General features: G+C 64.9%; 12 protein-coding genes. 5 read left to right on the plus strand and 7 right to left on the minus strand.

Annotation, left to right across the window (positions count from 1 at the left end; translation table 11 throughout):
• Positions 1-528 precede the first annotated feature (528 nt).
• Positions 529-3,327 carry a phosphoenolpyruvate carboxylase gene (gene ppc / locus IVA87_RS29560; RefSeq protein ID WP_247301370.1) on the plus strand — a complete coding sequence of 933 codons (2,799 nt, stop codon included), beginning with the start codon at positions 529-531 and terminating at the stop codon, positions 3,325-3,327.
• 93 nt (positions 3,328-3,420) lie between these two features.
• Here ppc and IVA87_RS29565 read toward each other — a convergent pair whose 3' ends face one another.
• From IVA87_RS29565 to IVA87_RS29580, 4 genes are all read right to left on the minus strand, one after another.
• On the minus strand, positions 3,421-4,587 hold the full coding sequence (locus tag IVA87_RS29565; protein ID WP_247301368.1) for an SMP-30/gluconolactonase/LRE family protein: 1,167 nt from the start codon (positions 4,585-4,587) through the stop codon (positions 3,421-3,423).
• 115 nt (positions 4,588-4,702) lie between these two features.
• Positions 4,703-5,617 carry an SDR family oxidoreductase gene (locus IVA87_RS29570; RefSeq protein ID WP_247336450.1) on the minus strand — a complete coding sequence of 305 codons (915 nt, stop codon included), beginning with the start codon at positions 5,615-5,617 and terminating at the stop codon, positions 4,703-4,705.
• A gap of 138 nt (positions 5,618-5,755) precedes the next feature.
• Positions 5,756-6,895: a thiolase gene (locus IVA87_RS29575; RefSeq protein ID WP_247301364.1), complete on the minus strand. Its 1,140-nt coding sequence runs from the start codon at positions 6,893-6,895 to the stop codon at positions 5,756-5,758.
• 3 nt (positions 6,896-6,898) lie between these two features.
• On the minus strand, positions 6,899-7,312 hold the full coding sequence (locus tag IVA87_RS29580; protein WP_247276049.1) for a Zn-ribbon domain-containing OB-fold protein: 414 nt from the start codon (positions 7,310-7,312) through the stop codon (positions 6,899-6,901).
• A gap of 178 nt (positions 7,313-7,490) precedes the next feature.
• Here IVA87_RS29580 and IVA87_RS29585 point away from each other — a divergent pair, with 178 nt between their 5' ends.
• From IVA87_RS29585 to alkB, 4 genes are all read left to right on the plus strand, one after another.
• Positions 7,491-8,840, plus strand: coding sequence for an amidase (locus IVA87_RS29585; RefSeq protein WP_247301362.1), 1,350 nt, complete (start codon positions 7,491-7,493; stop codon positions 8,838-8,840).
• Positions 8,833-9,519: a DUF2848 domain-containing protein gene (locus IVA87_RS29590; protein ID WP_247336453.1), complete on the plus strand. Its 687-nt coding sequence runs from the start codon at positions 8,833-8,835 to the stop codon at positions 9,517-9,519. The genes IVA87_RS29585 and IVA87_RS29590 overlap by 8 nt, the downstream gene beginning before the upstream one ends.
• Positions 9,520-9,702: 183 nt before the next feature.
• A complete protein-coding gene (locus tag IVA87_RS29595; RefSeq protein WP_247301359.1) occupies positions 9,703-10,449 on the plus strand; it encodes a 2OG-Fe(II) oxygenase in 747 nt (248 codons plus the stop codon).
• Between the two features lie 9 nt (positions 10,450-10,458).
• Entirely contained in the window at positions 10,459-11,112 is a 654-nt protein-coding gene (gene alkB / locus IVA87_RS29600; RefSeq protein ID WP_247301358.1) for a DNA oxidative demethylase AlkB, read from the plus strand.
• A gap of 122 nt (positions 11,113-11,234) precedes the next feature.
• Here the strand turns inward: alkB and IVA87_RS29605 are convergent, their stop codons facing one another.
• Genes IVA87_RS29605 through hpaD form a run of 3 tightly spaced genes read right to left on the minus strand, consistent with a single transcriptional unit; the run spans position 11,235 to position 14,741 of the window.
• The gene (locus IVA87_RS29605) at positions 11,235-12,863 is read right to left on the minus strand and encodes a thiamine pyrophosphate-dependent enzyme (protein WP_247301356.1); all 1,629 of its coding nucleotides are present in this window, start codon (positions 12,861-12,863) and stop codon (positions 11,235-11,237) included.
• 25 nt (positions 12,864-12,888) lie between these two features.
• Positions 12,889-13,758: a fumarylacetoacetate hydrolase family protein gene (locus IVA87_RS29610; RefSeq protein WP_247301355.1), complete on the minus strand. Its 870-nt coding sequence runs from the start codon at positions 13,756-13,758 to the stop codon at positions 12,889-12,891.
• Positions 13,758-14,741 (minus strand): 3,4-dihydroxyphenylacetate 2,3-dioxygenase, encoded by a 984-nt coding sequence (hpaD, locus tag IVA87_RS29615; RefSeq protein WP_247336457.1) that lies wholly within the window; start codon positions 14,739-14,741, stop codon positions 13,758-13,760. The genes IVA87_RS29610 and hpaD overlap by 1 nt, the downstream gene beginning before the upstream one ends.
• Positions 14,742-14,766: the final 25 nt, after the last annotated feature.

Genomic DNA, 14,766 nt, shown 5'->3' on the forward strand with positions numbered 1-14,766 from the left:
GCGAGCACGCGCGAGCTTCCGAATGGGTTTGGGAGGGACGTCCGCGGACGGCAAAAGCGTGTGGTCCTGACGCCGGGGGTCTGTGCGTCAAGGCTTGCGGTGGTGAAGCGGCCCGACCGGGCGCGTGCATCTTTGATCCGCAAGGCGACGGGGGCAATAGTGCATCGCTCCCCGAGGAGAGCGCGCCATAGGCCGTAAAACCATTGCGCAGGGAAGGCCGGGGATGTCCCGGCGTCACCTGTGGTCACCCCGCGTGCGTTTTTCGCGTGCGGACCCTGGGTGCCAGCCGGCGCCCGGCCTTCCCTGCGCCCTCTCTTCCTTCTCGATGAGGGTGAAGACGGATAGCAAACCTCGGGCCCTGCGCCGCGAGCGCGAGAACGTGTGTGCGCGCCGCTCTGCGAGACCCATCCCTGCCACGGTCAGCCATGTTGCCGCGCCGCCACCAAGTTCATCTTGCACTGCGGCAGAAAAATATCGCACACTCGCTCCTGCCGGGCATCCAAGCGAGCTCGAACCAAGGAGCGAGCCATGTCCCTCCAGACCATACCATCCGACGCCACCGAGCATCGCCCCAACCGTCCCGAGGACGTCCAGGCCATGGAGGCCGAGGCCCGGCTGCGGGACGACATCCGCCTGCTCGGGCGCATCCTGGGCGATACCGTGCGCGACCAGGAGGGCGCCGAATTGTTCGATCTGGTCGAGCGGATCCGCCAGACCTCGATCCGATTTCACCGCGACGAGGACCGGCTCGCCCGCCGCGAGCTCGAGCAGATCCTCGATGGCATGTCGATCTCCGAGACCGTGCGGATCGTCCGCGCTTTCAGCTATTTCTCCCATCTCGCCAACATCGCCGAGGACCAGAACAACATCCGGCAGATGCGCGCCCGCACTGCGGGCAAGAACGGCGGCTCCGGCGTGCTGGCGGAAACGCTCGCCCATGCCAAGGCGGCGGGCATCGGCCCCGACGCGCTGCGCAATTTCTTCAAGACCGCACTGGTCAGTCCGGTGCTGACCGCGCACCCGACCGAGGTCCGCCGCAAGAGCACCATGGACCGCGAGATGGAGATCGCAGCCCTGCTCGATCGCCGCGAGCGCGTCGCCCTGACCGCCGAGGAGGCCGCCGCCAGCGACGAGCAGCTGCGCCGCGAGGTGCTGACGCTGTGGCAGACCAACCTTTTGCGGCGGACCAAGCTCACGGTGCTCGACGAGGTCGCCAACGGCCTGGCGTTCTACGACTACACCTTCCTGCGCGAGGTGCCGCGCCTGATCAACGCGCTCGAAGATCGGCTGCAGGAGGGCGGCGAGCAGGCGGCGGGCGAGCTCGCCTCGTTCCTGCGCATGGGCAGCTGGATCGGCGGCGACCGCGACGGCAATCCCTTCGTCACCGCCGACGTCATGCGCGGCACGCTGCGGTTGCAGTCGAGCCGGGTGATGCAGTTCTATCTCAACGAGCTGCACGTGCTCGGCTCCGAGCTGTCGATCGCCGCGCATCTCGCCGATGTCTCCGAGGAGCTGCGCACGCTGGCGGAGCGCTCGCCGGATACTTCGCCGCACCGAAGCGGCGAGCCTTATCGCCTCGCGGTCTCCGGCATCTATGCGCGCCTCACCGCGACCGCCGAAAAGCTGGAAGTCGAGATCACGCGGCGGCCGGTCGGCAAGGGCAAGCCTTACGAGAGCGTCCGGGAGCTGCAGGCCGATCTCGACGTGCTGCACCGCTCGCTGATCTCGAACAACGCCCGCGTCATCGCCCGCGGCCGGCTGCGGCTGCTCCGGCGCGCGGTGGATTGCTTCGGTTTCCATCTGGCGCGGCTCGACATCCGCCAGAACTCTGCCGTGCATGAGCGCACCATTGCCGAGCTGATAGATGCTGCCAACCCCGGCATGTCCTATCTCGCGCTCGGCGAGGACGCCCGCATTTCGCTGCTCACCAACGAATTACGCTCGACGCGCGCGCTGGTCTCGCCATTCGTCAAGTACAGCGACGAGACCATGGGCGAGCTCAACGTGTTCCATGCCGCCGCGGAAGCGCATGCGAAGTTCGGTTCGGACGCGATTCCCCAATGCATCATCTCGATGTGCAAGGGCATGTCGGACATGCTCGAGGTCGCGGTGCTGCTCAAGGAGGTCGGCCTCGTCCATCCCTCCGGCCGCAGCGCCATCAATATCGTCCCCCTGTTCGAGACCATCGAGGATTTACAGGCCTCCAGCAGCATCATGGACCGCATGCTGTCATTGCACGATTACCGCCGCCTCGTCGACAGCCGCGGCTGCGTGCAGGAGGTCATGCTCGGCTATTCCGACAGCAACAAGGATGGCGGCTTCGTCACCTCGGGCTGGGAGCTCTACAAGGCCGAGATCGGTCTCGTCGACGTGTTCGAGCGTCACGGCGTGCGCCTGCGCCTGTTCCACGGCCGCGGCGGCTCGGTCGGCCGCGGTGGTGGTCCGAGCTATGATGCCATCATCGCGCAGCCCGGCGGAGCGGTGAACGGCCAGATCCGCATCACCGAGCAGGGCGAGATCATCTCGTCGAAATATTCCAACGCCGAGGTCGGTCGCAACAATCTGGAGATCCTCGCTGCGGCGACGCTGGAGGCGAGTCTGCTGAATCCGCGCCAGAGCGCGCCGCGCCGCGAATATCTGACCGCGATGGACGAATTGTCGAAACTTGCCTTCAGGGCTTATCGCGGCCTCGTCTACGAGACCGATGGCTTCGTCGACTACTTCTGGTCATCGACCGTGATCAACGAGATCGCGACGCTCAACATCGGCAGCCGCCCGGCCTCGCGCAAGAAGACGCGCGCGATCGAGGATTTGCGCGCCATCCCGTGGGTATTCTCCTGGGCGCAATGCCGCCTGATGCTGCCGGGCTGGTACGGTTTTGGCAGCGCGGTCGAGCAGTGGATCGCCGAGCATCCCGACAAGGGCATGCCGTTCCTGAAGGAGCTCTACCAGGAGTGGCCGTTCTTCCGCATGCTGCTCTCGAACATGGACATGGTGCTGGCGAAAAGCTCGATCGCGATCGCCTCGCGCTATGCCGAGCTCGTGCCGGACGAAGCCCTGCGCGAAAAAATCTTCGGCCGCATCCGCCGCGAATGGCATTCCTGCATCGAGACGCTGCTCGACATCATGGGCCAGGATCGGTTGCTTCAAAGCAACCCGCTGCTGGAGCGCTCGGTGCGCCACCGCTTCCCCTATCTCGATCCGCTCAACCACGTCCAGGTCGAGCTCTTGAAGGAGCATCGCGCGCAGAACCCGGACGAGCAGGTGCTGCGCGGGATCCAGCTCACGATCAACGGCATCTCGGCGGGCTTGCGGAATACGGGGTGACCTCGTCGTTCCGGGACGATGCGAAGCATCGAACCCGGAACCTCGAGATTCCGGGTTCGGCTCTTCGAGCCGCCCCGGAATGACGGCACTATCTCACGGCTTCATCGCGCCCTGCACGCTGGTGTAGACGGCATAGAGCGATGTCGAGCCGCAAATATAGAGCCTGTTTCGCTGCTGGCCGCCGAAGCACAGATTGGCGACTGTTTCCGGAATATGGATCTTGCCGAGCAATTCGCCCGATGGCGTATAGCAGCGCACGCCGTCTTCGTTCGGGTCGCCCCAGCCCACCGAACACCAAACCCGTCCTTCAGTGTCGCAGCGGACGCCGTCGGTGATGCTCGGTTTTGGCATGTCAGCGAAGACCTTGCTGTTCGACACCTTTCCCCCGGCCACGTCGAGATCGAACACGCGGATATGGGACGGGTTGTCCGGCCCATCGGTGAACCCGGTGTCGCAGATGTAGAGCTTCTTCTCATCCGGCGAGATAGCGAGCCCGTTGGGCTCCACAAAATCGTCGACGACGACTTTGACCTCTCCGGACTTCGGATCGACCCGGTAGACGTTCTTCTTGTCCTGCTCGGGCTCGGCCTTGATCCCTTCATAGAAGCCGCCGATCCCGTAGGCAGGATCGGTGAACCAGATCGCGCCATCGGCCGTCACCACCGCATCGTTGGGCGAGTTCAATCGCTTGCCGTTGAACTTGTCGGCGATGATGGTGATCGAGCCGTCGAGTTCGGTCCGAGTCACGCGCCGACCGCTATGCTCGCATGTGATCAGACGTCCTTCGCGATCGATGGTGTTGCCGTTCGAGTTCATCGAGGGCTGACGGTAGACGCTGAGGTGACCGTCATCCTCGGAGAAGCGCATGATGCGGTTGTTCGGAATGTCGCTGAACAACAGGTAGCGCCCGGCGGCGAAATACACCGGACCCTCGGCCCAGCGGAAGCCGGTGGCGACCCGCTCGACGGCCATGGTGCCGGCGAAGGCCGGAAAGCCGGAGGGCCCGAAGGATGGCGGCCCCTTCTTGGTGGATTCCAGGTGGGAGTCCGGATAGCGGCTGCCCGGCAGTGGTCCCAAAGGCAACGGCGCCGTCGATCTCGTCGGCGCGCCTGTCTGGCCCAAGGGCGCGACGGAGGCTGCCAAGGCCGCGTTCATGGTAACGCCCGTCGCCGCGACTGCGGCCGCCGCGCCCTTCAACAGGGTGCGGCGCGCGAGAGAGGGTTCGCTGGATTCGGCAGAAATGGTCAGTGGTTTCGTCATAGTCGCCTCCCATTTTTTTGTTGGGAGGAAAACCATCCGCCTGCAATCGGGCGTAAAGCGGGCGATCCCGGCCGAACAACTGGAGACCGCGATGCAGCAATAGCTTGGACTCCAGCTAGACGGGATCCCAGGTGAAGATGTCGGCCGAGCGGTCGAGCTTGTAGAACGATCCCTTCAGTGCCGGCATGCCGTGTTCCGCGATCGACTGCGGCGTCCAGCCGTCGCTTCGCTGCACCGAGCGGATCGGACGGTTCTGGCTGAACAGGAAGATCTCGTTCATGCGCACGCCAAAGATCTGCCCGGTGACGTCCCTGGCGGAATCGCCCAGCAGATAGCCGCAGAGCGGGGCGATCTTCTCCGGTCCCATCTGCTTGATCTTCTCGACCCGCGCTTTTTCGGCTTCGGTCTCGGTCGGGATGGTGCCGATCATGCGGGTCCAGGCGAACGGCGAGACGCAGTTGGAGCGAACGTTGAAACGGCCCATGTCGAGCGCGATCGACTTGGACAGGCCGACGATGCCGAGCTTGGCGGCGGCATAGTTGGCTTGGCCGAAATTGCCGATCAGGCCGGAGGTCGAGGTGAAATGGACGAAGGAGCCCGACTCCTGCTCGCGGAAGATCCGCGCCGCGGCGTGGGAGACATAGAACGAGCCCATCAAATGCACCTTGATGACCGCCTCGAAGGCCTCCACGCTCATCTTGTGGAAGATCATGTCGCGCAGGATGCCGGCATTGTTGACGACGCCGTCGAGCCGGCCGAAATGGTCGGTCGCGGTCTTCACGATCTTGCTCGCGGGAATGGCTTCGGCCACCGACTCGAAATTGGCAACGGCAATGCCGCCGCGCTTCTTGATCTCCTCGACCACTGCTTCGGCGGGCGCCGCGTTCGAGCCGGCCCCATCAGCGGCGGCGCCGGGATCGTTGACGACGACCTTGGCGCCTTCCGCGGCGCAAAGCAGCGCGATCTCCCGCCCGATGCCGCGGCCTGCGCCGGTGACGATGATGACCTTGTCTTGCAGTGATTTCGTCATGTGGGTTCTCCGTGTTGTTTCCGCGGTCGCGGCAACCCCAGTTCGTCACGCGCGGGCTTGACCCGCGCATCCATCTTCAGAAGAGGATGGATTGCCGGGTCAAGCCCGGCAATGACGGCTGGGCATTGCCGAGCCGCCTTACCTCTCGTTCGTAAACACGATCGTGCCACTCGCCGCGAACATGCCGCCGACGCCGTGGCACACCGAAACCTTCGCGTTCGGCACCTGTGCCGGCGCGATGCCACGCATCTGCCGCACGCTCTCCTGGAGCGCGTACATGCCGTACATGCCCGAATGCATATAGCTCAAGCCACCGCCATTGGTGTTGAGCGGCAGCTTAGCCCCGGGCCGCGTGTTGCCGTCCGCAATGAACTTGCCCGTTTCCTCATAGGGCATGAAGCCGAGGTCGCCGAGCCCGAACAGCGGCAGATGTGCAAACGCGTCGTAGATCATGAGATGGTCGACGTCCTTGTGCGCGATGCCGGCCTCCTTGAAGGCGAGGGGCCCTGCGGTCTTGAACGCGCGCGAGGAATTGAACGTCTCCATCTGGCTGACCATCGGTGTTTCCACGCTCTCGCCAGTGCCCATGATGTAGACCGGCTTCCTCGGAAAATCCTTGGCTCGGTCGGCCGAGGTCAGGATCAGCGCGCCGCCGCCGTCGGTGACGAGGCAGCACTGGAGCAGGCGGAACGGATAGGCGATCATGCGCGAGTTGAGCACGTCCGCGACCGTGATCGGCTCCTTCATCATCGCGCGCGGGTTTTTGGCCGCCCATTCCCGCTGCACCACCGCGACCGAAGCGAGCTGCTCGTGCGTGATGCCGTAGGTCTTCATGAAGCGCAGCACGGGGATCGGGAACATGCTGGGCGGGCCGTAGACCCCATAGGGCGCCTCGAACTGGCCGTTAAGGCTGTCTGCCGGCGTCGAGCGCGGCAATTTGCCGATCATCGACTTGCCGCTCTCGGCATGGGTGATCAGCACGGTCTTGCACAGGCCGGCCTCGATCGCCGCGGCCGCGTGGCGCACGTGCAGCATGAAGGAGCAGCCGCCGACGGAAGTGCCGTCCACCCAGGTGGGCTTGATGCCTAGATAATGGCAGACCTGCTGTGGCGTTTCGACCGCGGTCGCAAATCCGTCGATGTCGGAGAGCTTCAGCCCGGCATCGGCAATAGCATTGAGCGCCGCGTCGGCGTGGAGCTGGAGCTGCGAGGCATTGGGGATGACACCGAGCTCGGTGGTCTCGGCCGCGCCGACGACGGCAACCTGGTTCTTGCGCATGGCTTAGCCCTTCGCCGGACGAAAGACGGGAAGGGTGATGTTGTCGTCGAGCTTCTCAAAGGCGACCTCGAGCTTCATATCGAGCTCAAGCGCTTCTGGCGTCTGCGGACAGTCGATGATGTTGCTCATCATTCGCGGCCCCTCATCGAGCTCGACCACGGCGATCGCGTAAGGCGGCGTGAAGCCGGGCGCAGCGGGACGGTGGTTGATCACGTAGCTGTAGAGAAAACCATTGCCGCTCGCCTTGAACACCGAGACCTTGCGCGAGGCGCAGGACGGACAGAACGGGCGCGGCGGGAAGTAGATATGCGCGCAGGCGTCGCAGCGCTGGAGGCGCAATTCGCCCGCCTTCGTGCCGTCCCAGAAATGCTGGGTCTCTGGCGTGGGTTTCGGTCGCGCGCGCTGCGGTTCGGCCATATCGGCAGCTCCTCCCAAGAGACAGGCTTCGCGCCCGCCTGTTTCGATCTTGATGCGACAATCGACTATAGTGCGTCAACGGTCCAGCAATGCGCATGCATGCCATCATGCGCACAATGCTTGTGTCGACCTCGGCCGGCGCTATAGATTGCGCGCGCCAATATTCCGTGAGACAGACATGCCCGATTTTCCGACACTGGCGAAGCTCGCCGGAGACCTCGAAGGCGGCCGCACGACCTCCCGTAAGCTGGTGGAGGCGTGCATCGCCAGGATCGCCGATCCGGCCGGCGAAGGCCAGCGCGCCTTCATCCATGTCGACAAGGATGCTGCGCTCGCGGCCGCTGACGCGATGGACGGCTTGCGCAAGGCCAACGCGGCGCCGTCGCGCTATGCCGGCATCCCGATCTCGATCAAGGATCTCTTCGACATCAGGGGCCAGGTGACGCGCGCCGGCTCCCGCGCGCTCGACGATTCCTCACCGGCCGAGCAGGACGCGGTCGCAGTGGCCCGGCTGCGCAAAGCCGGTTTCGTCGTGATCGGGCGCACCAACATGACCGAGTTCGCCTATTCCGGCATCGGCATCAATCCGCACTATGGGACGCCGAAGGGCGCCTGGAACCGGGCAGAGGGCCATGTGCCCGGCGGCTCGTCCTCGGGCGCGGCAGTGTCCGTGCTCGATGGCATGGCGCATGGCGCCCTCGGCACCGACACCGGCGGCTCCTGCCGGATTCCGGCCGCCTTCAACGGCATCGTCGGCTACAAGCCGACGCAGCGCCGTGTGCCGCTCGACGGCGCGGTGCCGCTGTCGTTCTCGCTCGATAGCATCGGGCCGCTGGCGCGATCGGTCAGTTGCTGTGCCATACTCGACGCGGTGCTGGCCAACGAGCCGATCGTTCCGCTCAAGCCGCGGCCGATCCAGGGCTTGCGGCTGGCGGTACCGACCACGATCGCGCTCGACGACCTCGATGCACAGGTCTCCGAGACTTTCGAGCGCGCGCTGAAGGCGCTCGCCGATCACGGCGCCATGGTCGAGCGCATCGAAATGGCTGAATTCCGCGATATCGGCCCGATGAACGCCAAAGGCGGCTTTGCAGCTTCCGAAAGCTATGCCTGGCATCGCTATCTCATCACAGCGAAGGGCGACGTCTATGATCCCAGGGTCGCCGTGCGCATCATGCGCGGCGAGGTGCAGAGCGCGGCCGATTACATCGATCTGCTCAACGAGCGCCGCTCGCTGATCGCCCGCGTCAATGCGCGGATTGCGCCTTATGACGCGCTGGTGCTGCCGACGACGCCCAACACACCGCCGAAAATCGCCGATCTCGCCAACGACCAGGCATTCGCCCGCGAAAATCTCCGCGCCTTGCGTAATTGCAGCCTGATCAACCTGATCGACGGCTGCGCCATCTCGCTGCCTGCGCATCGCGAGGGCCACGTTCCTGTCGGCTTGATGCTGGCGGGGGCGGGCGGGACCGATCGCCGCATCTTCGAGCTTGCTGCCGGCATGGAGGCCGTAATCCGTGTTTGACCTGACCTTCACCGTCGACGCCCAGGACACCACAACGCCGCTGACGCTGGCGATCGACCAAGCCGTCATCGCCGGCTGGACCGGCCGCGATCCCGTCGCGCGCGACAAGCACATCGCCGAGCTCGAGGCCGTCGGCATCGCCCGGCCGGCCTCAACGCCGATCTACTATCGCGTCTCGGCGCGGCGGCTGACGATGGAAGACCGCATCGAATGCACCGGCGGCGATTCGTCCGGCGAGGTGGAGTTCGTGCTGCTCGGGTGGCAGGGCCGCATCTTCGTCGGCTGCGGCTCCGATCACACCGACCGCAAGGTCGAGGCCTATAACGTCACAGTGTCCAAGCAGATGTGCGACAAGCCGATCGCGTCGACGCTGTGGGAGCTCGAGGACGTCATCGGCCATTGGGACAAGATGATCCTGCGCTCCTACGCCACGATCAACGGCGAGCGCGTGCTCTATCAGGAGGGCACCCTCGACGCCATGCTCCCGGTCACTGAGCTCATCGCACGCGGCTTTCCGGGCGGGAAGCTGCCCGACGGCTGCGCCATGTTCGGCGGCACCTTCGCCGCTAAGGGCGGCATCCGCCCTGCCGACCGGTTCGAATTCGAGCTGGAAGATCCCGTGCTGAAGCGAACGATCAAGCACGGCTATGACGTGGTGATGCTGCCCGTGAGGGGTTAATGCTCTCAACCATCATTGCGAACGCAACTATCTCCGCGTCATTGCGAGGAGTCCTTGCGACGAAGCGATCCAGACTGGTGCCGCGGCGGGATTGTGGATTGCTTCGCGAAGCTCGCATTGACGGAGAGACAGTCATCGGAAATCGGGTGGCAGGGTGAACCTCGGACTGCAAAGGTGATTGTTATGACAATGACCGCACGCAAATCACCCCAGAAGCCATCCGCCGACCTTTCCGCCCACGTCAACGCCCTCGACTGGCCGCAAATCACCGCCGAACTCGACGCCCAGGGTTGCGCCGTCCTGAAAGACCTGCTGACGCCGGAGCAATGCCGTAGTATCGCCGCGCTCTATCCAGACGACACGCACTTCCGCAGCCGCATCGTCATGGGGCGCCACGGCTTTGGCCGCGGCGAATACAAGTACTTCTCTTACCCGCTCCCCGACCCGATTGCGCAATTGCGCCCGGCGCTTTATGCGCGGCTTCAGGGCGTCGCCAATCGCTGGAACGAGGCGATGGGGATCGACATCCGCTATCCGGCCGCGCATGCGGCGTTCCTCAAGCGCTGCCACGAAGCAGGCCAGAGCCGGCCGACGCCGCTGCTGCTGCAATATGAGGCCGGCGACTACAATTGCCTGCACCAGGATCTGTATGGTGAGCATGTGTTCCCGATCCAGGTCGCGATCCTGCTGTCAGAGCCGGGGCGCGACTTCGCCGGCGGCGAGTTCGTGCTGACCGAGCAGCGGCCGCGCATGCAGTCGCGCGCCGAGGTGGTGCCGCTGGCGCAGGGCGACGCTGTCGCCTTCGCCGTGCATCACCGCCCGGTGCAGGGGACACGCGGGACATACCGGGTTAACTTGCGTCACGGCGTCAGCCGGATTCGCTCCGGCCAGCGCCACACGCTGGGTGTGATCTTCCATGATGCCAAATGAGTGAGGCGATTGACTGCGGATTTGTTCGATAGCGTCGCCGAGGCGCAGCCATCGCGCGAGGAGATCGCCGACGGCGCCGTGCTTCTGCGCGGCTTCGTCACGCCGATCGAGAGCGAGCTGATCGAAGCCGTGCGCGCCATCGTGGCGCAATCGCCGTTTCGGCGCATGACCACGCCCGGCGGCTATCAGATGTCGGTGGCGATGACCAATTGCGGCGAGCGCGGCTGGATCACCGATCACACCGGCTATCGCTATGATCCGATCGATCCGCGAACCGGCGCGCATTGGCCGGCGATGCCCGCAGTGTTCCGTGATCTCGCCCGCCGCGCGGCGGAGCAGGGCGGCTTCAAAGACTTCGCGCCCGATGCCTGCCTCGTCAACCGCTACGAGCCCGGCACGCGGCTGTCGCTGCATCAGGACAAGGACGAGCTCGACTATTCGGCCCCGATCGTCTCGGTCTCGCTCGGCCTGCCCGCAACCTTCCTGTTCGGCGGCATGGCGCGTAGCGACAAGCTGCGGCGTTTCCGGCTCGTCCATGGCGACGTCGTGGTCTGGGGCGGGACTAGCAGGCTCGCTTATCACGGCGTCGCGCCGCTCGCCGACGGCGAGCACGCGCTGCTCGGCCAGGAGCGAATCAATTTGACGTTTCGACAAACACGCTAGTCCATCCCCTCATCGTGAGGAGCTTGCGAAGCAAGCGTCTCGAAGGATGAAGGCCCGAGCCGCCGCAGCGGAGGCCCTCATGGTTCGAGACGGCGCTTCGCGCCTCCTCACCATGAGGACAACTACGGCTTTGGCGGGTGAATGAACGCCCAGGGACTGACTTCGGAGTCCCGCGTCACTTCCACCGAGATCAGATATGGCCCGCCATGTGCCAGCGCCTTTTCCATCGCCGCCTTGAACTGGTCCAGGGCGGTGACGCGCGCAGCGGCAACGCCGAAGGATTCGGCGAGCTTGACGAAATCCGGATTGACGAGATCCGACGCCACCACGCGGCCTTCAAAACGTTCGCGCTGGTCGCGCCGGACATTGCCGTAGGCGTTGTTGTTGAACACCAGCGTCACCACGCCGATGTTGAACTGCACGGCGGTCGAGAGCTCCTGCACGCCGAACATGAAGCCGCCGTCGCCGGTGATGGCGACGACGGGTTTGTCAGGGTTCGCGACCTTGGCGCCAAGCGCGGTCGGAAAGCCCGAGCCGAGCGTGCCCTGATAGCCTGACGTGATAAAGGTGCGCGGCTGATAGACCGGAAAGCCGTACCAGGAGGCGAAGCCGAACTGCGATAATTCATCTGTCACGATCGCATTCGCCGGCAGCACCTCGCGCAGGATGTTGAGATACGCCATCTGCGGCTGGATGCGCTGGATTTCCTGTTGCGCGGTTGCGGTGGCCTCGCGGATGTCTCCCCGCCGGCCGCGGCTTCTCGCATAGCCGGCCTTCTTCACGGCGGTGACGAGATCGGCCGTGCCAGCCTTGGCATCGGCGACAATGGCGGTATCGGAGGCGAGCCGGCGCATCTCGGCCGGATCGATATCGATCCGAATGGATCTCAATCCCTTCGGCTGATAGGGCCAGCGAAAGCCAGAGGCCGGCAGCTCCGCGCGGGTGCCGATTGCGATCATCAAATCAGTGTTCGACCACAGCTTATAGGCCGCGGCCATGGTGAGTCCGAGTTCGTGCGCATTGGAGACGATGCCGCGGCCGCTGCGGAAGGCAACGACGGGCGCATCGATCATCTCGGCGAGCTCGAGGATCTCCTCGCGCGCCCCGATCGCGCCGCTGCCGACGAAGATCATCGGCGCCTTGCTGGTCTTGATCAGCGCGGCGGCCTGCTTGATCAGGTCAGGATCAGGCTGCGGCGCGGGCAGCGGCTCCAGCACCTGTGCGGCCGCGGTTTCGGCGCGCTGGGTGAAGACGTCCCAGGGCATCTCGACAGACGCAGGCCCGCGCCGCCCCGACATCATCTCCTGAAAGGCGCGCGCGACGACCGTCGGCGCATTGCCGGGATATTCGACACGATCTGCCCATTTCACATAGGTGCGCAGGGTCGCGAGCTGGTCCGGCATCTCGTGCAGATGGCCGCGACCCTTGCCCAAAAATGGCGTCGGCACCTGGCCGGTGACGCAGAGCACCGGCTCGTTGCAGCCGAACGCGGTGAGCAACGCCGCGCTGGCGTTGAGCACGCCGGGGCCGGGCACCACGCTGAACACGCCGGGCTTGTCGCTGGAGCGCGCATAGCCGAACGCCATGTAGCCGCAGGCCTGCTCGTGCCGCGCGCCGATCACCTTGAGCTGGGCCTGGTGGAAGGCATCGAACAGGCCGTAGACCTGCGCGCCGGGCAGGCCGAACACGGTGTCGACGCCGTGGGCGACGAGGCCGCTTACGATCGCTTCGCCGCCGGTGAGGGTGGTCATGGTGCTATTCCACTTCGATGGTTGATCAGGCTTCGTCGACGACGCCGTTGCGCAAAAGCCCGATGCCTTCTGCTTCGATCTCGATCACGTCGCCGGGCTTCAGGTAGCGCGGCGGATCGAACCGCGCGCCGGCACCGGTCGGCGTGCCCGTGACGATGATGTCGCCGGGGACGAGGGTGGCAAAGGTCGAGATATAGCTGATGAGGTAGCGGAACGGGAACATCAAGCGGCTGGTGCGATCGTCCTGCCTGAGCTCACCGTTGACATGCGTGGTGAGGCGAATGTCGGCGATCTGGGATTCCGTTGTGTAGGGCACGAGCCATGGCCCAAGGCTGCCGCTGGAATCAAAGTTCTTGCCCTGCGTCACGTTAAACTTGGCATGACGCAGCCAGTCGCGCACCGAGCCTTCGTTGCAGAGTGTGAGCGCGGCGATGTGATCGAGCGCTGCGCTTTCCGGAATATGCCGGCCTTCCTTGCCGATCACCAGCACGATCTCGCCTTCATAGTCGAGCTGAGCGGAGGCGCGCGGCCGCACCAGCGGCGTGCCATGGCCGACGAAGGAGCGTGGGCTCCGCATGAACATGCTCGGGTATTTCGGCGCGTCCTGGCCGTCCTTGTACTCGGCGTTGCGGTCGGGATAGTTGACGCCGATGCAGATGATCTTTTCCGGCGCGGGCACTGGCGGCAGAAAGGTGATCTCGCGGAGGGCATGATCCGGCGTGCGGCCTGCGGCTTCCTCAGCAAAGCTCGTCAGCTTCCCGGCCGCGATCACCTCGCGCAGCGTCGGAAAATCCTTGGCGTGGCGCGCGGAGAGATCGACCACGCCGCTATGGACGACCGCGCCGTAGCGCGTTGCCCCCTTGACGGAATAGGTGGCGAGGCGACGGAGTGTCATCAGTCTGCCACCAGCACGTCGGCCACGAATTTCGGCTCGCGCACGGCCTGGCCAGTGAAGGGCGAGCCCTGCTCGAACCAGGAGCGCGGCGCGGGGGCACCCCACAGCGTCTGCCGGCGCGGATCGCGCAGCGACCAGCGCAGCGGCTCGTGGTCGTGATCGCCCGTGAAGTAGTCGCTGGTGTAGAGCTCGAGCCGGTGGCCGTCAGGGTCGCGCACATAAAGGAAGAACGCATTCGAGATGCCGTGGCGTCCGGGGCCGCGCTCGATGTTCTTCACGAAGCCCTGGGAGGCCATAACGTCGCAGAGATGGATGATGTTCATCGCCGTCGGCGTCCAATAGGCGAAGTGGTGCAGGCGAGGGCCCTTGCCGTTGGTGATGGCGAAGTCGTGGACGTTGCCCTTGCGATGCATCCAGGCTGCGGCGATACGTCCGTTCGGTCCGTCCTCCTCGGCATATTCGGTCAGGCGGAAGCCGAGCCGGGCGTAGAAATCGAGGGTGTCCTGCACCTCGGCGGCGAAGACGTTGAAATGGTCGAGCCGCTGCGGGTGGCAGCCTCTGTAGAGATCGTAGCGGCGCAAGAGGTGTGGGCGTCGGTCCATCGCTGCATAGAGCTCGATCTGGAAACCGAAGGGATCCGTGAATTGCAGAGTGCGGCCCTGGAACGGCTGGTCCGCGAAGCCGTAGGCGAGACCGTTCTCGGACAGGAATGCGGCCGCCTTGTCGAGATCCTCGTCGTTGCCGACCTTAAAGCCGAGCCGCGCGCAGGCGGGCGCTGCGGCCTTGCGCAGGACGAGCGAGTGATGCTGATGCTCTTCAGCTCCGCGCAAATAAACGACATTGTCGTCGGCGTCCTCCACATGCAGGCCAACGCTGGTCTCGTAGAACTCGCGGCTCAGCTTCAGATCGGTGACGTCGAGCACGACATGGCTGGAGCGGATGATGTTGAACGGCGGCTCGAAGACGTGTTGCGGTATGGGCATTTGCGTTTCCCCTCTCTCGGCTTCG

Source organism: Bradyrhizobium sp. 147 (assembly GCF_023073935.1).
GTDB lineage: Bacteria > Pseudomonadota > Alphaproteobacteria > Rhizobiales > Xanthobacteraceae > Bradyrhizobium.